This is a genomic window from Maribellus maritimus (assembly GCF_022267315.1).
Taxonomy (GTDB): domain Bacteria; phylum Bacteroidota; class Bacteroidia; order Bacteroidales; family Prolixibacteraceae; genus Draconibacterium; species Draconibacterium maritimum.
Window position 1 is genome coordinate 45,050 of the sequence record NZ_JAIKLE010000009.1, and the last position, 23,924, is coordinate 68,973.

The following is a 23,924-nucleotide window of genomic DNA, read 5'->3' on the forward strand; positions in this document are numbered from 1 at the left end:
TGTTTCAGCATTAGTAACGTTATTCTACTGAATCGGTTCATCCGGGTTTAAAAAATTGTTTTTTGAATATACGAAGCCAGTTTGGAAAAAGAATCACTGTCAACAAGCTTTTCGTAAAAACCTACATAAAATATTTGATTTGAATTAAGCAACGGAGTAGCATTTCTTCCTCTTCCGAAACCAAAAACAACCATACCATCTTCCGATTGCAATCCGCTTTCCGAGTCGCCTAAAAAACCAAAAGTGTCAGAATTCTTGTCTGCTCTTTTTTGTACCAAAAACAGAACTCTATTGAAATTCTGATGCCCAAAGAAAACCCAATCCCATTTTCCATATTCTTCTTCGCCCTTTAAATAATCAGGCATTGATGTTTTTAATCCCTTTTGTGTTCCCCAATATTGTTGTTCTGGATTAAACTCTCCTCCCGGGACGCCTTCATATAGGAACCAATAATTTCGTTCGGAGGCTGGAGTACTTAAAACCTGGATTTTCATATACTTTTGAAAAAACTCATATTGCCATTCCCATTTTCCACTCATACTTTTTATGCGAATCCGGTTTTCTCCATCGTTAAAACACATTACCTTTTCATATCCGGGATGGCCGGTTCCGTTATCATCGCCTCCGTAAACAAAATTTGGCATTCCCCTGAAATCACCCGCCGCTGATTCAGGATATTTTTCTTCAGCTAATCTTTTCCACTGAATCCAATCTTTCCCTTGTTTGTCAGTTAGCGATGAAATCCCTCCAGAATATTTATCAATAAGAAAAGTAGCATTTGATATTTCCACTTTGTAATGTAACCGTTTTTGAAATGTAATTTCTGAAATTTTAACCTGTGCCTGCGCCGTCGGCACAAAAAGAGAAACCCACAATGTCAGGATAATAAATCTTATTTGTATAAATTTATTCATTTTGGTATCACATCTGAATAAAAAGTTTTGCTGTATTTCCCATTTTTTAATGAACAACTAAAATTACAAAAAAATAATTCCATATATTTGCACCATTACTAATTAAAAAAAGCTACAATGAAACTCTCTATTTTCATTTCCGTCATGTCCACGCTGCCGTGCTAGAGCAGTTCAGAGAGATTTTTTAAGTAGTTTATTCACCTTTTTTCATAATTTTCACATATCATGTCAGGCAAAAAAATAAAAGTTTTGTCTTTAACGAGATTTAAAAAGTTAAATTTTAAAGTGATATGGCAGGATATAAAAGAAGCCATATCAGGAACCGAACGCGATTTTACCGAAACCAGCCTTGGACAAGCCATTTTTATCCTTGCTGTGCCAATGGTTTTGGAAATGATAATGGAGTCGGTTTTTGCAGTTGTTGATATTTTCTTTGTTTCAAAACTCGGCGCCGATGCCGTGGCAACCGTTGGAATTACAGAATCGGCAATGACAGTAGTTTATGCCATTGGAATGGGATTGAGTTTGGCTACAACTGCACTTGTTTCGAGACGGATTGGAGAAAAAAACAAAAAGCAGGCAGGAGTTGTTGCTTTTCAGGCAATAATGGTTGGTGTTATTATTTCAGTTTGTATTGCCATACCAGGCATTTTGTTTGCCGGTGAGTTTTTAAAATTAATGGGAGCTACCGACAGCATGGCTGACGAAGGATACATGTTCCCGGCAATTATGTTCGGAAGCAATATGGTAATCATGCTGCTTTTTATTATAAACGCAGTGTTCCGGAGTTCCGGCGATGCGGCAATTTCGATGCGCGTAATGTGGTTTGCCAATATTGTAAATATTATTCTCGACCCGCTGTTAATATTTGGTTACGGGCCATTCCCTGAACTTGGATTGGCAGGTGCAGCAGTGGCAACAACAATAGGAAGAGGTTTGGCCGTTATCTATCAGTTTTATTTGCTGTTTAGGGGAAGCCATCGTATCCGTTTGTATTGGCACAGTTTAAAAATACGGGCAAATGTGATGGCAAAACTTATCAGAATCTCCGGAGGCGGAATATTACAGAACTTAATAGCAACATCGAGCTGGATTTTACTGGTTCGTATCATTGCAGTTTCGGGCCCGGAAGCACTTGCGGGCTATACCATTGCCATCCGCATAATTATTTTTGCACTGTTGCCGGCCTGGGGGTTAAGTAATGCAGCGTCGACACTGGTAGGCCAGAATCTGGGAGCGAAACAACCGGAAAGAGCTGAACGTTCGGTGTGGATCACCGGCTATATAAACATGATTTTTATGGGCAGTTTGGGAGTATTCCTTGCAGCTTTCCCCGAGTTTTTTATTCGTCTGTTTATCGCAGATGCGGCTGTTGTTCAAAATGGTACAATGGCATTGCGAATCATCAGTTTCGGATTTCTCTTTTATGCACTGGGAATGGTTCTGGTACAAGGATTTAACGGTAGCGGAGATACCAACACACCTACCCGGATAAATCTGATAAGCTTCTGGCTGTTTGAAATTCCATTGGCTTATTTTCTGGCTATTGTTATGAAAATGGGATTAACCGGAGCCAGTATTTCCATTGTTGCTGCGGAAACACTGCTGGCTTTAATCGCCCTTTTTATGTTCAGAAAAGGCAAATGGAAATTGAGAGAAGTATAGGTGTTTAACCAAATCATATTGTTTATTTTCTTCGGACAGGGGATAAAAAAAGCCGGCTGTAAAAACCGGCTTTTTTTAAATATTCTTAAGTGCTCTGTTTTTAAAGCTCTTTTACTTTAACGCCTTCAATAAAATAGACAATTTCAGCTTTATCCTGAGACTCGGCTATAATTTTGTGCGCCTGTGCCACTTCAGCATTTTCTTCTGCTTCTGAATCAGCTTCATGTTCGCCCGGATTATGTGCATCAGCTTCCGTTTTAACTTCTTTCAATACGCCAACAATTTCAAGTTCGCTTCCCATTTGCTCCTGACTGAAAGCCCCGATTTTTTCTCCGGCCTCGATTCTGATGTTGATTTCTTCGTTACTTCCCATCAGAAAACAACGTTGTCCCCCGTGCTGACAAACATGCATAACTGTTCCTTTTACAACCACTTCTTTATCAACAACATCAGTGGCATTTTTATATAAATCATCAACGGAATAAACAACTGCTTCAACTTCCGGAGCTGCAGTTGTTGTTTGCTCCTGATTTTTCGGGCTGTTTCCACAACTAAAAAGAAACAGGGCAAATAAACTAAATAATGCTAATTTTCTCATTTACGTATAATTTTAAGGTTTACATGTACACAATTACAAAAAACAAAGGTACAACAATTCCAGCAATTGTTAACCACCATCCCCAGCGACTAAAACCTCTTTTCCCCTTCAATAGGAATAAGCCGGAAACAGCTACAAAAATTAAAACTGTTGCCATAATATCACTTACCCACTTCCAGAGTGTTCCAATAGATGCCTTATGCAATTTATTCATTTCGAATATTACCGGACGTTTCTGCAAATAGTGCATAGTACCCTTCCCTTTTTCCGGATTAATTACAATTTCACCATTTTCTATAAAAATCTTTATCATTCTCTGGTTGTTCAGATAATGCTTTTTGTAGACCACCTTTCTGTCGAGTGATTCTAAAACCGACTTGATTTCATCAGCGCTCGCATCGGCGTTCAAATTTCCGGTGATTTGAAAATCGGTAATAAATATTTTGTAATCAGGATTAAAATCATGCCTGTGATTTAAAAATATGCCTGATAAACCATACACCACTGTCATTGCTACAATAAAATAACCAAAATCACGATGTAAAATGCGCAATAATCTTCTAATTTTCATTTGGAAGAATTTTTTTGTTGCGAATATATTACTATTTGCAAAAACCTAAGGGAAAAGGATTAAATATTATTATTGATAAATATAGTTGTATAAAATTCAAAAAATAAAGTAAATCGGTTTAGCTAAAGTAGCCTGTTTTAACATCTTGTATAAATTTCAAAAAGGTAGCACAATAATCATTGGCACTAACATATTGTTAAAAAAAGCATATGTCAAGTTACTATTGTTAAAAACAAAATGGAATTATACTGGAAATTAACACCTTACAATATTGACAAAGTGCTGGTATTTTCATAACTTGTATATTCCTAGTATACTAGGGCTCTGGTTTTATCACAACTTAATTGGGTGCCACCGGCTATTGAGCCGGTGGTTTTTTTATATACTCATGCAAATTCAGGAAGTATAATATTCATTTAATGAAATAACATCTTCAGAGCTGCAAACGGGGCAACTAACTCCCTCTTCGGCATAATGATTAAAACTGGCCTGGCAGGAGTTACATTTAAACCAGTTTTTATCAAAATAAATATCACCACCTCTGAAAATTATGTCTCTTCCTTCCACAAACGCAGTAGCCACTTTATTTCGTGCCTCTTCATAAATACGCGTTAATGTTGGCCTCGAAATGTCCATATGAACCGCCGCCTCTTCCTGCGTAAGATTCTGGTAATCGAGTAAACGAATCGCTTCATATTCTTCCAGAAGAAGATGAACTTCGTTTGATTTTCTTCCCCGAACACCAAAAACCGACATTCCCTTAATCACAGGGGGTACCTGAATCCTTCTGTTACGTTTTCTTCTAGGCATATTAAATAGTGTTAAGTTTGCTCAATAAAAAATGATCTGCTAAAACCATAGCTGCCATAGCTTCCACAATGGGTACTGCACGTGGCAATACACACGGGTCATGTCTTCCTTTCGGATTTATCGTAATTTCATTGTTGCTCTTGTCAACTGTTTTTTGCTCTTTTAACAATGTTGCAATGGGTTTAAAAGCAACCCGGAAATAAACATCTTCTCCATTTGAAATTCCTCCCTGAATTCCTCCTGAATTGTTTGTTTTTGTTCGCACACCGTCCGCTGTTTTTATAAAAACATCGTTGTGCTGCGAGCCACTGAGTTTTGTTCCTTCAAAGCCGGAACCATATTCAAAACCCTTAACGGCATTTATTCCCAACATAGCAAAACCCAGGTCGGCGTGAAGTTTGTTAAAAACAGGCTCGCCCCACCCTGCCGGAACACCTTTTGCAACACCGGTAATTACACCGCCAACTGTATCACGATCTTTTGCAGCAGCCTCGATTCTTGTTATCATTTTTTCTGCTGTTTCAGAATCGGGGCAACGAACTATATTATCATCTGTTTTTGACAAATCAATTTCAGTATACGATTTTTTTAGCTGAATTTCTCCAACCTGCGATACAAAAGCCTGAATCGATATTCCCCGGCTTGCAAGAATTTGTTTGGCAATTGCGCCGGCTACTACACGGGCAATCGTTTCACGGGCAGAAGAACGGCCTCCTCCGCGATGATCACGCGTACCGTATTTTTTTGTATAGGTATAATCGGCGTGCGACGGACGATATATATCCTTTAAATCGTTATAATCTTTTGAGTGCTGGTCTTTATTCCAAATGGCAAAAGCAATGGGAGTTCCCTGTGTTTTTCCTTCAAAAACTCCTGAAAAAAATTCAACCTGATCAGCCTCTTTGCGTTGGGTAGTAATTTTAGACTGCCCAGGTTTTCTGCGGGCAAGGTCTTTTTGAATTAAATCAATATTCAGGTCCAGTCCTGCAGGACACCCGTCAATTATACCACCAATCCCTCTTCCGTGCGACTCGCCAAAAGATGTTAACCGAAAAATTTTTCCAAATGTATTCACTTATCAAAGTTAATTAAAAACTTCTGTTCACAGCTTTTTGTATAAAACCCTAAGGATACAATTTTCATGCAGAACCGCGTATTTTCCGGTAACTCCTTTCAACTTATGGGTTATAAAAAAGTTGTTCCAGAATATTAAAACAAAAACCTCGTTTCCTGGTTCAACAAGAAAACGAGGTTAATGTTAAATAAATTGAACTAATAATCAAAATATCTTATTAACAGCCACAACCACATCCACCATTAGAATGGTCAGAGCTGCATGAATCTTCCGTTCCGCAACCGCCGCTTCCACATCCGCAACCGCCTCCTGAAAGTACCTGAGAAAGCTCTTCTTCTGACGCTTCTCTTACTTCCAAAACTTTCCCGCTAAAATGTAAATCTTCTCCGGCAAGCGGGTGGTTAAAGTCCATTTTAACAGTATCATCATTTACTTCAAGCACAAGACCGTTCAAGCGCTGGCCATTACTGCTCATCATGGGAACCATATTTCCCTCTTTAATCAATTCTGAGTCAAAGTTACCATCCACTAAAAAAACCTGTTTGGGCAACTCCACAACAGCATCCTCGTTTACTTCACCGTAAGCATCGTTTTTTTTCAGCTTAATTGTAAATGGTTCTCCCTCAGTCAAACCAGCGAGGTGTGACTCAAACTTTGGCAGCATAACTCCGGCACCATATAAAAATTGTAATGGTTGCGCTTCTGTTGCCTGCTCAATTACCTCTCCCTTCTCGTCGTCGATTCGTAAATCGTACGTTAACGTAACCATCGAATATTTACCAACTTCTATGGATTGTTTTTCAACTTCTAACATATAAATGATCTTTTAAACTTTATTGCAAATAAACACTTTTTAAATCAATGAACAAAATACAAAACTGTCTTTTTATGTCATTATTAACAAATAAGTATTTTATGTCGCTTTTTGTTCAAAGAACGTAATATTGTTACAATTTTACAACTTTCTCAGTTCTATATTCTGAATTTGATTTTACTTTCAGAAAATAAATTCCGGCCGGTGAATTTTGCAAAGCTGAAATCTTTAAATTTTGATTTAAGATTGTTGTATTCCTATAAATAATTTTTCCCGAAATATCATATAAAACAACCTGTTCGGCATTCGAAGGAAGCTCAATACTGAAATCTGATTCAACAGGATTAGGATATACTTTTATTTCTTCGCCATTTTCAGAAATAAAATCAGATGAAACCGGAACTGAAACATACATTTCAAAAGTGTGGTAAACTTTTTTTCCGTTTGAAGTGGCCGAAATTGTAATGTTGGCAGTACCCGTCATGTTTTCAGTAATATTTAATGAAAGTAAGGTTTCCTGCGCATCTGGTGTTCCGCCCTGAACGATGGCTCCAATAAGCAAATCCTGATTGTCAATAGTTTCGAGCTGAATAGTCATTTCTGAATCGTCGTTATCGGGATCCGAAAAAACAGAATCAAGTGAAATATAATAAACATGATCGGGGTAAGTTGCATCGTCAATTGTTGCTACAGGATGTAAAATCTCTGGCGCCAAATCCTGGTGATTTAACTGGTCGATACAAAAATAAGCTGGCGTATTCATTCCCCAGTCACCAACATCGGAAGAAGAAAGGTTGAATTTTAACGCTGCAATATCTCCCAGCGATGATAAATCAAGCCATTTCCAATCGTTTATAATATAGTCTTCAGAGCTGTTTTCTGACCTGAAATCGGCCAGATAGTATTCTATTGTGCCCGTTGTGTCGCCTGCCTCAGAAATGCCAAAAATGTCAACTTTAAACCAGTCAGGATCAGTGCCATTTTCACCTCCAAATTTTTTTGAATAGGCATCACCGTTTTTCATCGATAAATATGCGTAAGTTGAATTGGTAATATATAATCCGGAAACAACTGTTTTTTCAAAGTTGATTTCAGAGTCCATCGAAGCATATGAAACTGCGTATGTTGGAGTTTCGAGAGCCCCGCTTCCATGCACAGCACTGTACTGGTTGCTCCATCCTTCGGTTTGATTATCAGTTATATTTGACGCTGCAAAACCACTCCAGCTGCCCCACTCTGTATTGTAATCATTCAGAAATGTAAACCCTCCGCTTGTAAAGTGCCCGGTTTCGTCGGAACCGTTATAAAAACTTTCTGCTCCCAGTTCCAGATTTTCAAAATCAGCTTCTGCAAGCATTTCCGGTGTGTCTGGTGAGGTTCCGTTAAAATCATCGATACAAAAATAGGCCGGAGTATTCATTCCCCAGTCGCCAACATCACTTGACTCCAACCCGATAGAGAGAGAAACAATTACACCTAAGCTACTCAAATCGAGCCATTCCCAGGTTTTTAAAATATAATCGTTCGCTGAATCATCAGACGTAAAATCAGCAAGATAAAAATCAACGGCTGTTTCATTTCCAAAAATGTCAGTCGCGGAAACCGTTAACTTAAAATAATCGGGATCTTTACCATCTTCTCCCCCAAATTTTTTGGAATAGGCATCTCCATCCTTCATTGAAAGATACGCGTACGTTGAATTGGTCACATAAAAACCGTTTAGTTGAAGGGGATTTTCAAAAACCATATCCAATCCTCCCGACGCGTAAATAACAGCATAATTCTTAGATTGATGGCCTGAAGCAGTTATCGCGCTGTACTGATTTCCCCAGCCGGCTGTTACAGAATCTTTCATGTTTGAAACAGAAAAGCCCGCCCAGCTTCCCCAATCGGCATTATAATCGTTTGGAAATACAAAACCGCCACTTTTAATTTCTCCGGAACCATCTGCTCCATTCCAATAGGAATCGGATTCCAGAACCACATCGTCGAAAGTTGCTACCTGCTGGGCATTTACAGAAAACAGGGTAACCCAAAACCCTACAAAAAAGTAAATTTTTTTCATTGTAAAATTTTTTAGTTCAACAAATCATTTTACAATACCAAAACCCATGGGAAAATTATAAGGTAAATTACCTCAAGCTTTTGGTCCCGAAAGCTTTTAATATTGTTTTAAATGGCAGGTCTTCTGGCTTGTCCCAATTGGTGGCTGCCTTCCCGCTCCGATAATACGGAACAGTGGCGAGGGTTGCTACCAACATGAAAGACTTACAGCTGCGGGTACAGCTCCGGAATTCTTGCCGGTTATTTTGGCAAGTCACCGGATTCCCTTTTCATCTCCAAAGAGAACCAATTCTTTATAAAAATAGATCTAAGTTTCCTAAACCTGATTCACCTGAACAAAAAATCAGACGGATTTACCCCAACCTTAAAAGAGTCGTTTAAAACTCCTGATTGAGAATACCGGTAAATAATTGCATCCTGAGTATAATCTATTGCATCGGAAACATAAATCTCGTTGTTATTAGGGTTCAGTCCCAGACTGTAAAAAAGTTTATCCGCACCTGAAATAAACGCAGAATCGGGCAAAGTTTTACTTTCAACAGCCATTTTACAAACTCCCTGGTTTATAAAATACAATGTGTCTTGGGTGTTATTCAGTTCCAAATCGTAAGGATTAGAGTCGTCTTCAAATCGAAGAATCTTTTCAACCGTAAAAGTCTCAGGATCGACCCTTGTTAATGCAGGCTGTTCATTTCCCGCTGATGAACCTTCAAAACCGCCATCAGAAAAAATCCATAGTTTCCCGTTTTTATCCACTTTTAAATCTTTGGGCTGAAGCGGTACCTCTATTTCGTCAATCAATTCATCTTTTTCAGAATCTATAACCAGAATTTTATTGTCGTACGACCAGCTGGAGATGTATACGTAATTTCCAACTTTTGCCATTTGTTCTGAAGTATGTTCCTCTGAAAGATCAATTTGCCCTGTTTTTTCTAATGTTGAAGGATTAAAAACAGTAATATGGTGAGCATACAAATCAGAAATATAAGCTTTCTCTTCCGTGATAAAAAGAATATAACGTGGTGAAGTCAATCCGGTTATTGCCCCTTTAAACGCTGCTGTTTTGGGATCTATCACATATATCTTTCCGGAATTATTGGCCACAAGAAACAACGAATTTCCGTTTAAATACATCGACTGTGCCACGTCACCCAGCGGGACATTATTGCGGGCATAAAATAAATCATTTTGAACGCTTTTTGTTTTATAATTGTAAAATGAAAGCGAAGCATTTCCGTACATAAAATTTCCTTCACAACTTATAAATACTCCGTTTTCAGTATCAAGATCAAAAAACACAGTTTCGACCGGCTCGTCAGTACACGCTGCCAGGAAAAGGATCGTAAATAATATGTAAGCTATTTTTCGAATCATTTTTTATAGTTCAAAGCCATTGAAAAAGAATAATACCGGCCAGGCATGGGGCGCCATAAAATACTTTGGTAGTCTTCATTAAAAAGATTTTCTGCTGTAAATTTTATATTCATACGAAAAGAATTTATTTCCAATATTTTATCCAACGAAACCTTGCTTAGCCAGTACGGATTTAAAACCCGCTCGAACTCAGACTCTTCATTGCTTGAATTGGTATATCTTTTTCCTGTGTATTCCACATCAAATTTTAATGTAAAATTTTTAACTGAAGCGGCGGCGAAAAGATTTCCTTTATGTTTGGGAATGTATATCAGCTGTTTTCCGCGCGATTTGTCAACCGAACGCATCGCATTTTGATTTGTAGTATGTGTGAAAGAATAGTTTCCTCCCGATTTTAATTTGAAGTGTCTCAAATTTTTGTCTGCTGAGAACCGGTACTCCGCCCCTCTCGACAAAACTTCTTTTACATTGTTTGCTTCCCAATAATATGCACCACTTTGCGAAGGTTGCCAAACAATCCAATTATCAATAAAAGAAACAAAACCGGTTATTTCATTATCAAATGAAAAGTGGCTGTTTTCTGTTTGCCAGGATAACGACAAGTCACCGGTGTAGCCGTCTTCCGGCAAAAGGTCGGGGTTTCCACCGGGCAACCAAAACAAATCATTTAAAGTGGGTTTGTGGTAATTTCGTGCTACATTTGATTTTAACAACAATGGCCATCTTTTTGTTACCTGCCACTCAAAACCAGCACTCGGAATAAAGGGTTCTACATGGTTGTCATAATTTTCAGAGCGCATCAACATAAAAGCAGCAAAACGATCGGATGGTTTCATGTGCCAATTAAAGAGAAGACTGGTTTCGAAACGTTCCTTTTTGTAGCCTTCGCCAGCTATTTTGTTATTAATTTGTACTTCGTAATAATTTATATCTGCACTAACTGTAGCATAGGTTTTCTCATTAAATTCTCTAAAAATCCTGAGATGATTTTGAAAGCCTTTTTCTTTACTTTTAGAATTTTCATTAACAAAATTAAATTCAGGCGTTGCCCGGTAATAATTGAGTATTGTCGAATTTAATCCTGTAAAAAAATGATAATTAAATTTATCAGTATACTTTTTTATATCGTACTGAACCCGAAGTTGATCGTCTTTTTGATATTCTTCCCTCTCGCTACCTTCGTATGACATTAATTGAGGCAAATTTCTGTCGCTTTTTTGAAACCATATGCGTAGAGACATTATTTCGCTGTTAAATGACCGGTAATAAAATTCCTGCAGAATACCGCCTTTTGAGTAATCCGCATTTTCTAAAGTGTCATTCCGTTGTGGAATAACGCCATGGTTATAATACGGGAAATTATTTTCAGAACCTTCGTAAAACAAGCGGGTACTTGATTTTAAACGACCACCGCCAAGCAAAACCTTTACGAATGTTTTTCGCGTTTGAAAAGAGCTTGTTTCAAACAATCCGGCCAATTCCAGGTTTGTATCCCAGTTTATTTGGTTGTTTAAATGAATACTTCCACCAAGCGCCCCGCTGCTTTCGGCCATAGAACTCCCTCCGTGAAGCAGGTAGACGTCATCGGCAAAAAAAACAGGCAGCAACGATAAATCTGCAATTCCGTTCATTGGAGAATTCAGGTTCATACCATTCCATAATACCTGTGTGTGTGTGGCGGCAGTTCCCCGAAAACTTGCTGTTGCTGATGAACCGCGCCCGTACGACTTTATAAAAACCGGAGTGTACTCCGAAATTAATTCAGAAAGAGAAGTAGTTAAAGTTGCGATCCTTGCCATCGAATCAGGACGAGTTAGTTTTAATCCGGCTTCTTCCACTTTTCGTTTGGCGAGTACTTTTACTTCTTCAATATGAATGGTATCGGTCAGATTCTGCGCTTCTACAGTTGTAAAAACCAATATTAAAAAACTGAATATCAGAAGTTTAATTCTCATTACTTTTTAATGAATTTAAATGTTTTAACCTTCGATTTTTTAACAATTTTCAACATATAAATTCCGGGATTAAAATACTGAACATCAATATTTTTGCTAGTTGTAAAAGCCGATTCTGACCATATATTTTTACCATTCATATCAAAGATATACATTTGTGCACCAGCCAAGTTTTTTCCATTGACAATCAATTTACTATCAACGGGATTTGGGAATATCTGTGTTTTCAAATCAGCAAAACTCCGGTTCGAAGTAATTATTTTCTCAGATATCAAAACTGCATCTGTTTCTGAATAAATCGTTAGCGGAGGCGAGGAAGAAATAAGAACAACTGCTTTTCCTGATTCATCTGAAAAATAGTTTGTTTCCCAAGTAAAAATTTCCTGGTTATAAACAGGAACCAATTCGGTTTCCGTAATCACCCCATCTGAAAATGTGCATGCGGCTTTTTGCAGTGTTACTTCAACTTCATCGTTTATACTGGCCGAGTCTTTATTCACATTCATTTGAGTAAAATTCCAGGGATTAATAATTTCTGAAATGTGATACAGCACAATGGTGTCACCATCTGCAATATCAACTTTATCAAAATCATTTAAATACTGGCTTCCTTTTACACGAGCAATCCAAGCCTTTGCAAAGGCAACCGGAGCTGTTTTTCCGCCCCAACCGTATGTAAATTCGCCTTCTTTCTCAACAGAATATAAATAAAGTTTGCCTCCAGAATTTTCATCATCGCGCAAATCAAAATTGACACCAGATTTCTGAAGCCCGGAAACTACTGCATGCGCCAATACATGATGTTCAATTCCTGAAAAATCATTGTTCCGGTTTTCAACAAAAGCATTTAAATCCGGAAGTCTCACCTCAATTTTTTGCAGCGGTATAATATTTTCTGTTTCGGTTTTTGCTGTAAAGTATACATGAATAATGTCGCTTTCTGATGATATCTTAAAACTGACTGATTTTTGAATAAACCCCTCCATCCGAAAAGTGATGGAACCATTTCCCTGTTGCGAAGCCACAAAGTAACTTTTTCCTTCGATTTCAATAATACTACCGACTCCCGGTGTTTCCAACTCAAATTGAATTTCAGCTTCCAGTTTATCTTTGTTATTATCGAAAACATTGGCAGCAAGTAGCACCGTATCACCAATATATACCGATGATAAATCGGATAAGATCTCAATCGAATCAGGAGCAACTACATTTATTTTGGTGGTTTTAGCCTTGCCGTTTGAGGAAACAAGAATCTCTGTCATTCCGATATTTTCAGCGTTTAAAACTCCTAGAGAGTTAACTGTAGCCACTTCCTGATTTTGTGATATAAACGAAAAAGTTGACTCTTCTAATTTCCCATTCTGAAAAAATGCAGCCTCAAGTTGTAATGTTTCGCCGACAACTATTTTTGATTTATGATGAAACACAACCAACAGTTCACTGTCACCCGACATTTCTGCATTTGCATCTACATCAACAAGGTAAGCCACATCAGTAGAAATTTCGCCCAGCCAGCCTACACTGGCAAGATTGCCTGTTGTTATTTTTACAAAATGAATGGAGTCCAAATCCACATAATTTCCATGGTCATCAACTGCCCACGAAATATCTATGGGGTCTCCACCAGCACCCTCAGTTTCATTTGTATACGGATTGTCCGGAATGCTTAAGTCTACTCCCTGTTTTCTTGCATGAACATCGGCATACCCAAAATCCAGAGCTTCTGTAACGTATTGTAGAGGATTTGAACTGTCAACTGCAGGTGCGAGTAATGTGCCTTTAAAAGTAACTGAATCCTGTGGATAACCTGGAAAAAAAATGCTTGTTGGGTAATATTCCTGCGTATTATAGCTATTTGCTTTCAAAGTTCCGGTATCACCCAGATTGTCCTTCCAAAAAATATTACGCGTTGTGGTTTTAAAATAAGTAATACCGTAATCAGTTCTGGTTCCCGAATGAAAATGCTGGCTGCCTTTTATTTCATACCAGGTGTCATCTGCTATTCCGTTTTTATTTTTATCTTTCATTACCCACACCACACCTGGCTCCGATGAACCGCTAAAAGCATTTCCAAAAATGGTAAAGTCAATTCCGTATGGATTTTCAGGATCATTTACACAGGCCTCTTTAAACCCCACCACAATAGTTCCGCCAAAGCTGCCCAACGAAACCATGTTGGTTCCTTCTGCAGGCATATTTTCAGCAGCCTGTGGTGTCCCGATAGACTCAATGTTAATGTGTTGTCCCGGCGCTGGTTTATATTCCATTACCCGGTTGACTACATTTTGCGAAATGGCAAAATAGGGTATCCCAAGAATTGCATACAATAATTTTATTTTTTTCATTCCCCTTTGTTTTTAAAACCATGGGGAAATAAAACTTCAGGTATTGAACCGTCGCTTTTATTCCCGAAAGCATTTTTTTGAAAATGGCAGGTCTTCTGGCTTACTCTTTTTTCCGCTCCTTCCCGTTCATTTGAGTTAAACAGTGGATAATGCCGAAAAATTATGAGCTTACAGCTGCGGGCACAGCTCCGGTTTTTCACCGGATTCCCTTTTTACATTTTTAATGAACCATTTTTCGTCTGCAAAGTTATATATAAATTATTAAGAATGATTCTAAATAATATGTATCTTTACAATTTTAAAATTAAATCAATCAAAATGAAAAAGAGTATACTCTATATTATCCTGATTACGTTACATATCAGCAGCACAGTTAAAGCGCAAGTAAACAGCGATGCGGTAATCACCGGCCACGTGGTATCGAATGGTGAGCATCTTCCTTTTGTAAATATTTATCTTGACCGAACAAACTACGGTACAACTACCGATGTTACAGGTCATTACATGATGGTAGACCTCCCGGTTGGAAAATATACATTGGTAGCCAAAATGGTTGGTTATAAAACCGCTCAAAAAGAAATTGAGTTAAAAGCCGACGAAACACTTGAAATAAAATTCGATCTGGAAGAGGAATTTATTCGTGTGGATGAAGTTGTAATCACCGGAACCAAAACATTTAAAAGACAGACTGATAACGCTGTAATTGTAAATGTATTGGATGCAAAATCTATTGAAAATATTGCAGCACAAACAGTTTCTGAGTCATTAAATTTCCAGCCGGGATTGCGTATGGAAACCGATTGTCAAACCTGTAACTATTCACAACTCAGAATGAATGGTCTGGGTGGTGCTTACAGCCAGATTCTGGTCAACAGTCGTGCCGTTTTCAGTCCTTTAACCGGTTTGTACGGATTGGAACAAATGCCATCAGAAATGGTAGAGCGAATAGAAGTCGTACGCGGTGGCGGCTCTGCGTTGTACGGTTCCAGCGCTATCGGCGGGACTGTAAATATCATTACACGGATGCCACAACGAAATTCATATGAAATAACCACCAATGCTTCTGTTGTGGGAGAAGATGCGGCTGATCTGTCGGTTCATGGAACACTAACTGCATTGTCGCAGAAAAGAAATGCCGGTGTTGCTCTTTACACATCTTACCGCAAAAGAGACATGTATGATCACAACGGGGACAATTTTTCTGAAATGCCCAAACTGGAGAATAATTCCTTTGGCTTAAATTCTTTTTTTAATTTGGATGAAAATCAAAAACTGGAGGCCAATTTTTCAAGTATGTACGAATACAGATACGGAGGTGAAATGGTGGATAAACCAGCTTACCTGGCAACACAATCCGAAGAGAGAACACATAACGTACTGATGGGAGGAATCAATTACGATTATATCAGCGATAACAACCAAACCAGTTTTTCACTTTATTCAGCCGGACAATATACGGGCCGTAAACATTTTACAGGAATAGCGCCAGATGACAGTGAGAAACTAACTAAATACAATTTTAATCCTCCTTACGGAAGTTCAATAAATTATACCGTACAATTTGGCGGACAGGTCAATCATTTGATACATAACTTTATAAAAGGTTCAAACAACATCACTTTTGGAGCGGAATACAAGGTAGATGATGTTTGGGACGAAATTGAGGCGTACAATTACCTTATTGACCAAAATGCCCGAAACTTTGGAAGCTTTCTACAAAGTGACTGGTCGCTCACAGCCAAAACAACATTGTTAACCGGTGTTCGTGCCGACAAACATAATTTTGTTAAAAATCTTATCCTGAATCCCCGGATTTCATTTTTATATAAACCAAATACAGATGCGCAGTTGAGACTTTCCTGGTCAACTGGCTTCCGTGCGCCGCAAGCATTTGATGCCGATATGCATATTGCTTTTGCCGGTGGTGGTATTCAAACGATTCAGCTTTCTGATGATTTAAAAGAAGAAAAATCACAAAGCTGGAGCGCTTCATTAAATTGGGACAAGCCAACGGAGAAACATATTTTTGGCTTTACTATAGAAGGTTTTTATACCCGCTTAAATGATGCTTTTATTCTGGAAGAAATTGGTACCACTGAAGATGGAAATTCAATAATGGAAAAACGAAACGGAGGACAAAGCAATGTTCGTGGTATTACGCTTGAGTTGCGTGCCAATTATAACCGTAAAATCCAGCTGGAAGGTGGTTTGACCCTACAGAAAAGTCAATACGAAGATATTGTAGCCTGGTCGGAAGAATTGCCGGGGACAAAAGACTATTTAAGAACTCCGGAAACCTATGGTTATTATACCTTTACCTGGACTCCAGGGGCTAAATTCAAAGCTTCTCTGGCCGGTATTTACACGGGAACCATGTTCGTTCCACATTATGGTTTGACTGACGACGCCGGAACGCCGGAGCAGGATATACTATTTAAGTCGCCCTCTTTTCTTGAAAACAACCTGAAAATTTCTTATACATTTAGTAGTATTCGTCTTGACTCTTCTATTGAGCTGTTTGCCGGAGCAGGAAATTTATTTGATCAATATCAGGATGATTTTGATTCGGGTAAAAACCGTGACAGTGGTTACATCTATGGCCCCGCGAAACCCAGAAACTTTTTTATAGGAATAAAAATTTATAATTAATCTGTTATTAACCGTTCTTAAATACTTTTTCGGGAAGTTTCATTGCCCTTACAATTAGGAATGCTCCAATCAATACAAAAGGAACACTTAGCCATTGCCCCATATTTAACGCCATTGTGGCTTCAAATGCTTCCTGATCTTCTTTTATAAACTCGATAAAGAAGCGGGCAATAAAAATCAGCACGAAAAATGCTCCAAGCAACAAACCCGGGCGATTTTTTGCGCTTGTTTTTTTATAGAGAAGTATCAAAACTATAAAGGAAATAACATAGGCCAACGCCTCATAAATTTGGGTAGGATGTTTAGCCACCAATTCGCCGTTACGTTCAAAAATAAATCCCCAGGGAAGCTCTGTCTGGACACCGTAGATTTCGGAATTCATCAAATTTCCTGTTCGGATAAATGCCCCTACAAGCGCAGTTGGAACGGCAATTCTGTCCAGTGTCCAAAGTACAGTTCGTTTTGTTACTAACCTTGAATGAATCCAAAGGGCAATAATTATTCCAAGTGCTCCCCCGTGACTGGCCAAACCACCATGCCATACCTTAATGATTTCTTCCGGATGTTGTGAATAGTAATCCCACCCGTAAAAGAATACATGACCCAAACGTGCACCAACAATGGTTGCGATTATAATGTAAAAGAACAGGCTCTCAATCCACTTTTGCGGTACTTTTTCCGATTTTAACATCCATTCTCCAATATAATACCCAATTAAAAGGCCAGAGGCAAATAACAATCCGTACCATCTTACTGAAAGTCCCCCGATATGAAAAATCTCCGGATTAGCATTCCAATGGATAAAACTTAAAATTTGAATCATTTTCTATATTTTGATTTTAGATTTTATGCACCTGTCCGGCCGTGACATTGTTTATATTTTTTTCCACTTCCACATGGGCACGGATCATTTCTCCCTACCCTCTTTTCGACTTTAACCGGCTGTGGTTTCGACTTTTCCTGAGTTTGAGTATTTGCTCCCTCCATCGGGTTATCCACATTCGGAAGGTCTGATTTTTGTGTTTTGTACCGGCTCATATCCGTTCGTTTTCTGGCTTCCGCTTCCCTCACCTGATCCGGACTTTGAATCGGAATCTGCCCCTTCATTAATGTGGAAACCACATCTTTATTGACCTTGTTAACCATTACTTTAAAAAGGTTAAACGATTCAAATTTGTATATTAAAAGTGGATCTTTTTGTTCATAGGTTGCGTTCTGAACCGACTGTTTTAAATCATCCATTTCTCGCAACTGTTCCTTCCAGGCCTCGTCGATGGTACTAAGCACAATCTGTTTCTGATATGATTTTACCAGTTCCTTCCCTTTGTTCTGATAGGCTTTTTCAAGGTTACAAATAATCTGGAATACCCGTTTCCCATCTGAAATTGGAACTACGATATTCTGATACTGTTGCGATTTGGTTTCATATACATTTTTAATTACCGGATATGCCTGTTTCGAAATGGCTTCAACCTTCCGGTTGTAACCCGCAATCATTTTTTCATAAATTGCTTCGGTAATCTCTGTGGTATTCATCTTTTTGAACTCGTCTTCAGTAACCGGAGATTCAATGGAAAGTAGCCTCAAAAGTTCCATATTAAAATCCTCAAACATATCGGAGCCAAAATATTCATTTACGAGCTCTTCTACTGAATCGTACATCATGTTCAAAACATCCACTTCCAAACGCTCACCGAAAAGTGCATGTTTTCGTTTTTTGTAAATCACTTCACGCTGCGAGTTCATCACATCGTCATATTCCAGCAACCGTTTACGGATTCCAAAGTTATTTTCTTCCACCTTACGCTGCGCCCGTTCAATCGACTTTGAGATCATGGAATGCTGAATCACCTCACCTTCCTTCAAACCCAAACGATCCATCACACCGGAAATCCGATCGGAACCAAACAAACGCATCAAATCATCTTCAAGTGAAACATAGAACTGCGAAGAGCCCGGGTCTCCCTGTCTTCCGGCGCGTCCTCGCAACTGCCTGTCAACCCTTCTGGAATCATGCCGCTCTGTGCCAATAATTGCCAGTCCACCGGCCTTTTTAACTTCCGGCGTTAGTTTGATATCGGTTCCACGACCTGCCATGTTTGTTGCAATTGTTACTGTACCTGAACGTCCGGCTTCAGCTACAATATCAGCTTCACGCGCATGCAATTTCGCGTTCAAAACGTTGTGCTTTATACCGCGTATTTTTAACATTCGGCTCAACAACTCCGAGATTTCAACTGATGTTGTACCAACCAAAGCAGGTCTTCCTTCTCCGTTCAGCTTTACAATCTCATCGATTACCGCATTGTATTTTTCACGTTTTGTTTTGTATACCAAATCTTCCCTGTCATCTCTGATAATTGGCCGGTTTGTAGGAATAACAACTACCTCCAGTTTGTAAATATCCCACAATTCTCCTGCTTCTGTTTCTGCTGTACCGGTCATACCGGCCAGTTTGTGGTACATTCTGAAATAGTTCTGAAGTGTAATTGTTGCAAAAGTTTGAGTTGCTGCCTCAACTTTAACCCTTTCTTTTGCCTCAATTGCCTGATGTAAACCGTCGGAATACCGACGTCCCTCCATTATACGACCTGTTTGCTCGTCTACAATTTTTACTTTATTGTCGATTACAACATACTCCACATCCTTTTCAAACATGGTATATGCTTTCAATAACTGATTTATTGTATGAACACGCTCAGATTTTACAGAATAATCCTGTAAAAGCTTGTCTTTTTTTTCCAGTAAATCATCTCTTTCCAACCCAGCATTTTCCAGTTCCGCCATTTTACCTCCCATATCGGGAAGAACAAAAAACTCCGGGTCATCAAAACCGGCCGAGATCAGATCAATACCTTTATCTGTCAATTCAACCGAATTTTGCTTTTCTTCAATGATAAAATAAAGAGGATCGGTAACAATATGCATATTTTTATTGTTCTCCTGCATATAGAAGTTTTCCGTTTTCTGGAGTATACCTTTTACACCCTCTTCGCTCAGAAATTTTATTATTGATTTGTTTTTAGGAAGACCTTTGTGTGCACGCAAAAGCAATAATCCCCCTTCTTTTTTCTCTTCGTCGCTGGCATTTTCTTTTGTGAGCAATTTTTTTGCATCAATAAAAATACGGCCTACTAAATCGCGCTGAGCTTTATAAAGTCTTTCTACGTAATCTTTTAATTCTTCAAACTGTTGATTTTCTCCTTTGGGAACAGGTCCGGAAATAATTAATGGTGTACGTGCATCATCAACCAAAACCGAGTCAACCTCGTCGACGATAGCATAATTGTGTTTTCGCTGAACCAGATCTTCAGGATTTATTGCCATATTGTCGCGCAGATAATCAAAACCAAACTCATTGTTGGTTCCAAAGGTTACATCAGCGTTATATGCTTTTCTTCGCGCTTCTGAGTTCGGCTGGTGTTTGTCGATACAATCTACACTTAAACCGTGGAATTCGTAAATTGGCCCCATCCACTCCGCATCACGTTTTGAGAGATAGTCATTTACAGTTACTACGTGAACTCCCCGACGTGCCAAAGCATTCAAAAAAACAGGCAAAGTTGCAACAAGTGTTTTACCTTCACCGGTTGCCATTTCAGCAATATTTCCCTGGTGAAGTACCACACCTCCGATTAACTGCACATCGTAGTGAACCATGTTCCAGGTAATCTCACTTCCTCCGGCAATCCATTTGTTATCCCAAATGGCTTTATCTCCTTTTATGTTTATACTGTTACGTGTAGCAGCCAGGTCTTTGTCAAAGTCGTTTGCTGTTACTTCAATTTGTTCATTATCGTTAAAACGGCTCGCTGTTTCTTTAATAACAGCAAAAGCAGTAGGAAGAATTTCATTTAAAACTTCCTCTATTTTTTCATCAATTTTTTCTTCGATCTTATCAATCTGCTCATATATCTTTTCACTTTCCTGAATATCAACCTCTTCAACTTTTTCTTTTAACGATGCGATTTCATTCTCTTCAGGTTTTATTCTCTCGTTAATTATTTGCTTCAGTTTGTCTGATTCTTTTCGTAAATCGTCGTTTGAAAGCTTTGTGATACGGTTGTATTCTTCTTTTATCTTTTCTACGATTGGCGAAACTTCCTTAATATCTCTTTCTGATTTATTTCCCAGTAATTTCCCCAAAACTTTGGTTACAAAAGCCATTTCTAAAATCGTTTAATCATTATAATATATGCCAGTGCAAATGTAGTTAATTGTAAAGGCTTAAAAAACTAATAAATTCAAAATAATAATAATTGTGCCAAAAAGATAAATTCCTTAAAACCGGTCATATTTTCCGTTTTTAGATTAAGATTGTGACAAAAAAGAGAGGTTCGGTGAATTGAGATTTATTCTCATACTCAAAATTTGTACTTTCGTAAAGCTTTAAAACCATGAGTGAAATAAAAAATATAAAAAATACCTGTTTTGTTTGTCATAGTGCAGTTACTTCTGAGAATTCAGAATTAAACAAAGAGGTTTTCCTTCCTGTATGTAATATGTGCAAAGGCAGCGATAAAGAAAAAAAGGCAGTGGAAGAACAACTCGACAGTTTGGCCGACGGCTTGGTATGCGGATGTATTTAAACAAAAAAAACCGCAGTTTCCTGCGGTTTCAAAAATGCTGTCTAATATTGCTTAATTTAAAAGATGAGTGTAGTCATCGTTTACCAACATAGGTAAGTAACTGGCAATTAGCCCTAATGCTGTTTCGTCAGTAACTTTGTTTGGTGTAATAATCTCCTGACGTTTCATTTCGTCGCTACTCAAAACTGCGTTGCTGATTTTTTTGGGAACATGCCTCCATGAATTTCTAATTTCTTTAGCTCCAAAACCATCTGAAGTACTGGCATAGCTTACATCAAAATATTTTGAATGAACCACATACTCAACCCCTTCCAACGTTTTGCGTTTCATAACTGTTACAGGCAACTCATTTGAATCGTAACTAATTGTCCAAACCTGCTGAATTTTTTTACTCATAAAAATGTCATCAACTGTTGAGATTTCATAATCACGGAACTCTTTTCTCATTCCTGTAGCATGTGCAGAAACTGATACAACAAATAGGCTAATAATTAGAAAGGATACTAAACTTAACTTTTTCATGACTTTAAAATTTAATTAATTATTGTTTTCTGTTTTGTTTCGTATCCATAAGACGATTAAGTCTCAAAGTCGTTTCACTTAATTATACTGCTAAATAACATGTTTACTTGTCGAAAAGATCTTGTATATTTTAATTCTTCATATTATTTAGATTTAATAAAAATAATTTAAACTCAAAAATGCCATTTAATAATAGATTGTAATTATTTTTGGCTTTTTGCTTACACTATAAAATTTAATAAAATACAAAAAAGTCTTAAAATGGAGTTTCAAAACCTGATAAAAAACCGTTTTTCTGTTCGAAGTTTAAAAAATACAGCCATTGAACCGGCAAAAATAAACATGATTTTAGAGGCTGGAAAATTGGCTCCTTCGGCTGTTAATTTTCAGCCCCGGCATTTTATAGTGGTTCAGCAAACCGAAAATTTAAAAAAGATAAAAGCTATTTATCCACGCGAGTGGATAACCTCCGCTCCGGTGCTTATAATTGCATGTTCTGACCACTCAAAATCATGGAAAAGAAGATTGGATGGAAAAGATTATGCTGATATTGATATTTCAATCGCTGTCGACCACATGACTTTGCAAGCTGTTGAAATTGGATTAGGAACCTGCTGGGTTTGTAATTTTGATGCAAAAAAATGCTCTGAGTTATTTAATATTCCTGAACATATTGAGCCTGTTGTGATATTACCGCTCGGATATCCCGATGTTTCAGCTCCCCAGAAAAAAAGAAAAACACTGGAAGAAATCACACACTGGGAAACTTTTTGATTTTTTAGATTCTAATTTTTAAATATTTCTCAAGCCGGTTACACCCCTCTTCTATATTTTCAATAGAATTGGCGTAAGAAAACCGAAGGAAACCTTCTCCGTTTTCACCAAAATCGACACCGGGTGTAACTCCAACATGTGCATTTTCGAGAATGTGGAAAGCCAGGTTGTAACTGTTGTTTGACAAATGTTTCGCATTTACAAAAACGTAAAATGCCCCAGTTGGTGGTACCAAAATATTAAATCCCATTTTCTGAAGCCTGTTAACAAGATATTTCCGACGCTTGTCATAGGTTTTTCTCATCTGCTCAACTTCTATCGCGGCATTTTTAAGGGCAGAAACTCCTGCTCGCTGAGCGGTTGAACTTGCACATATAAAAAGATTCTGTTGCAACTTTTGCATGGGGCGAATATATTCTTGTGGCGCAATTACATACCCCAGTCGCAAACCAGTCATAGCATATAACTTTGAAAATCCATTTAAAACAAAAGCATCCTTTGAATATTCTAAAATGGAATGAGCACGATTTTCGTAAACCAGTCCGTGATAAATTTCATCGGAAATAACAGGAACATCAAACTTAAGCAAATCCTGCATAACTTCCGGAGATAACAGATTTCCCGTTGGATTCATCGGACTGTTAATCAGAATAGCCTTTGTTTTTTCTGAAATTCTTTTACAAATTTCTTCCGGACGGTATTGAAAACCATCTTCTTCATAAACAGGAATCTTAACAGCTTTTGCCCCTATAAAACGAATAAAATTCTGATAACAAGCGTAGCCCGGATCGGAAAGTATCACTTCGTCATCAGCTTCACACAATACGCCCAGTGTTAATAAAATTGCAGGTGAACTTCCGGAAGTAACAATAATCTGTTCAGGAGAAACAGTAACATCATATTCCCGTTTGTATTTTTTTGCAATTTCTTCTCTTAATTCAGGATCTCCCAGACTGTGGGTGTAGTGGGTTCTTCCTTCAGTATAAGCCTGATTTACAGCTTCAGAAACACATTGAGGTACATTAAAATCGGGTTCTCCCACTTCGAGATGAATTACATTTATTCCTTTTCTCTCCATCTCTGCAGCTTTCTCCATCACCTCCATTACAATAAAAGGTTTTATCTCTTTTGCCTTTTGTGTTATCATTGCTCGTTTTTTGGTTTTGGGAGCTAAATTATGCAGAAATTGATGGTTCAGCAATACC

18 protein-coding genes and 2 riboswitches are annotated in these 23,924 nt (G+C 38.1%); of the genes, 4 read left to right on the plus strand and 14 right to left on the minus strand.

All coding sequences use genetic code 11. The features are described from left to right. Positions 1-47 precede the first annotated feature (47 nt). Positions 48-914: a hypothetical protein gene (locus K5G00_RS09980; protein WP_238766019.1), complete on the minus strand. Its 867-nt coding sequence runs from the start codon at positions 912-914 to the stop codon at positions 48-50. Between the two features lie 225 nt (positions 915-1,139). On the opposite strand from K5G00_RS09980, the gene K5G00_RS09985 reads away from it, so the two are divergent. After that, a complete protein-coding gene (locus K5G00_RS09985) occupies positions 1,140-2,579 on the plus strand; it encodes an MATE family efflux transporter (protein WP_238766020.1) in 1,440 nt (479 codons plus the stop codon). 100 nt (positions 2,580-2,679) lie between these two features. Here K5G00_RS09985 and K5G00_RS09990 read toward each other — a convergent pair whose 3' ends face one another. From K5G00_RS09990 to K5G00_RS10030, 9 genes are all read right to left on the minus strand, one after another. After that, positions 2,680-3,177 carry a hypothetical protein gene (locus K5G00_RS09990; protein ID WP_238766021.1) on the minus strand — a complete coding sequence of 166 codons (498 nt, stop codon included), beginning with the start codon at positions 3,175-3,177 and terminating at the stop codon, positions 2,680-2,682. Between the two features lie 19 nt (positions 3,178-3,196). Next, positions 3,197-3,748, minus strand: coding sequence for a PepSY-associated TM helix domain-containing protein (locus tag K5G00_RS09995; protein ID WP_238766022.1), 552 nt, complete (start codon positions 3,746-3,748; stop codon positions 3,197-3,199). A 396-nt stretch (positions 3,749-4,144) separates the two neighbouring features. Further along, positions 4,145-4,558, minus strand: a complete 414-nt coding sequence (locus K5G00_RS10000; protein WP_158870710.1) for a DUF134 domain-containing protein — start codon at positions 4,556-4,558, stop codon at positions 4,145-4,147. A 1-nt stretch (position 4,559) separates the two neighbouring features. After that, positions 4,560-5,633 (minus strand): chorismate synthase, encoded by a 1,074-nt coding sequence (gene aroC / locus K5G00_RS10005; RefSeq protein ID WP_238766023.1) that lies wholly within the window; start codon positions 5,631-5,633, stop codon positions 4,560-4,562. A gap of 217 nt (positions 5,634-5,850) precedes the next feature. Further along, a complete protein-coding gene (locus K5G00_RS10010; RefSeq protein ID WP_238766024.1) occupies positions 5,851-6,447 on the minus strand; it encodes an FKBP-type peptidyl-prolyl cis-trans isomerase in 597 nt (198 codons plus the stop codon). A 133-nt stretch (positions 6,448-6,580) separates the two neighbouring features. Then, the gene (locus K5G00_RS10015; RefSeq protein ID WP_238766025.1) at positions 6,581-8,512 is read right to left on the minus strand and encodes a DUF4465 domain-containing protein; all 1,932 of its coding nucleotides are present in this window, start codon (positions 8,510-8,512) and stop codon (positions 6,581-6,583) included. A 96-nt stretch (positions 8,513-8,608) separates the two neighbouring features. Further along, positions 8,609-8,816, minus strand: a riboswitch (cobalamin riboswitch). A gap of 22 nt (positions 8,817-8,838) precedes the next feature. Continuing rightward, positions 8,839-9,885 carry a YncE family protein gene (locus K5G00_RS10020; RefSeq protein WP_238766026.1) on the minus strand — a complete coding sequence of 349 codons (1,047 nt, stop codon included), beginning with the start codon at positions 9,883-9,885 and terminating at the stop codon, positions 8,839-8,841. Then, entirely contained in the window at positions 9,882-11,840 is a 1,959-nt protein-coding gene (locus tag K5G00_RS10025; RefSeq protein ID WP_238766027.1) for a TonB-dependent receptor plug domain-containing protein, read from the minus strand. The genes K5G00_RS10020 and K5G00_RS10025 overlap by 4 nt, the downstream gene beginning before the upstream one ends. Continuing rightward, a complete protein-coding gene (locus K5G00_RS10030) occupies positions 11,840-14,185 on the minus strand; it encodes a T9SS type A sorting domain-containing protein (RefSeq protein ID WP_238766028.1) in 2,346 nt (781 codons plus the stop codon). The genes K5G00_RS10025 and K5G00_RS10030 overlap by 1 nt, the downstream gene beginning before the upstream one ends. Before the next feature lie 68 nt (positions 14,186-14,253). Then, positions 14,254-14,433: riboswitch (cobalamin riboswitch) on the minus strand. Between the two features lie 70 nt (positions 14,434-14,503). Here K5G00_RS10030 and K5G00_RS10035 point away from each other — a divergent pair. Beyond that, on the plus strand, positions 14,504-16,834 hold the full coding sequence (locus K5G00_RS10035; RefSeq protein WP_238766029.1) for a TonB-dependent receptor: 2,331 nt from the start codon (positions 14,504-14,506) through the stop codon (positions 16,832-16,834). A 7-nt stretch (positions 16,835-16,841) separates the two neighbouring features. Here the strand turns inward: K5G00_RS10035 and lgt are convergent, their stop codons facing one another. Continuing rightward, entirely contained in the window at positions 16,842-17,657 is an 816-nt protein-coding gene (lgt, locus tag K5G00_RS10040) for a prolipoprotein diacylglyceryl transferase (RefSeq protein WP_238766030.1), read from the minus strand. 23 nt (positions 17,658-17,680) lie between these two features. Next, on the minus strand, positions 17,681-21,001 hold the full coding sequence (gene secA, locus K5G00_RS10045; protein WP_238766031.1) for a preprotein translocase subunit SecA: 3,321 nt from the start codon (positions 20,999-21,001) through the stop codon (positions 17,681-17,683). Between the two features lie 230 nt (positions 21,002-21,231). On the opposite strand from secA, the gene K5G00_RS10050 reads away from it, so the two are divergent. Continuing rightward, positions 21,232-21,423 (plus strand): hypothetical protein, encoded by a 192-nt coding sequence (locus K5G00_RS10050; RefSeq protein ID WP_238766032.1) that lies wholly within the window; start codon positions 21,232-21,234, stop codon positions 21,421-21,423. Between the two features lie 51 nt (positions 21,424-21,474). On the opposite strand, the gene K5G00_RS10055 is transcribed toward K5G00_RS10050, so the two are convergent. Further along, positions 21,475-21,945: a hypothetical protein gene (locus K5G00_RS10055; RefSeq protein WP_238766033.1), complete on the minus strand. Its 471-nt coding sequence runs from the start codon at positions 21,943-21,945 to the stop codon at positions 21,475-21,477. A 261-nt stretch (positions 21,946-22,206) separates the two neighbouring features. On the opposite strand from K5G00_RS10055, the gene K5G00_RS10060 reads away from it, so the two are divergent. Next, positions 22,207-22,719 carry a nitroreductase family protein gene (locus tag K5G00_RS10060; RefSeq protein ID WP_238766034.1) on the plus strand — a complete coding sequence of 171 codons (513 nt, stop codon included), beginning with the start codon at positions 22,207-22,209 and terminating at the stop codon, positions 22,717-22,719. 4 nt (positions 22,720-22,723) lie between these two features. On the opposite strand, the gene K5G00_RS10065 is transcribed toward K5G00_RS10060, so the two are convergent. Next, complete coding sequence (locus tag K5G00_RS10065; RefSeq protein ID WP_238766035.1) at positions 22,724-23,866, minus strand: pyridoxal phosphate-dependent aminotransferase; 1,143 nt, start codon at positions 23,864-23,866, stop codon at positions 22,724-22,726. Positions 23,867-23,924: the final 58 nt, after the last annotated feature.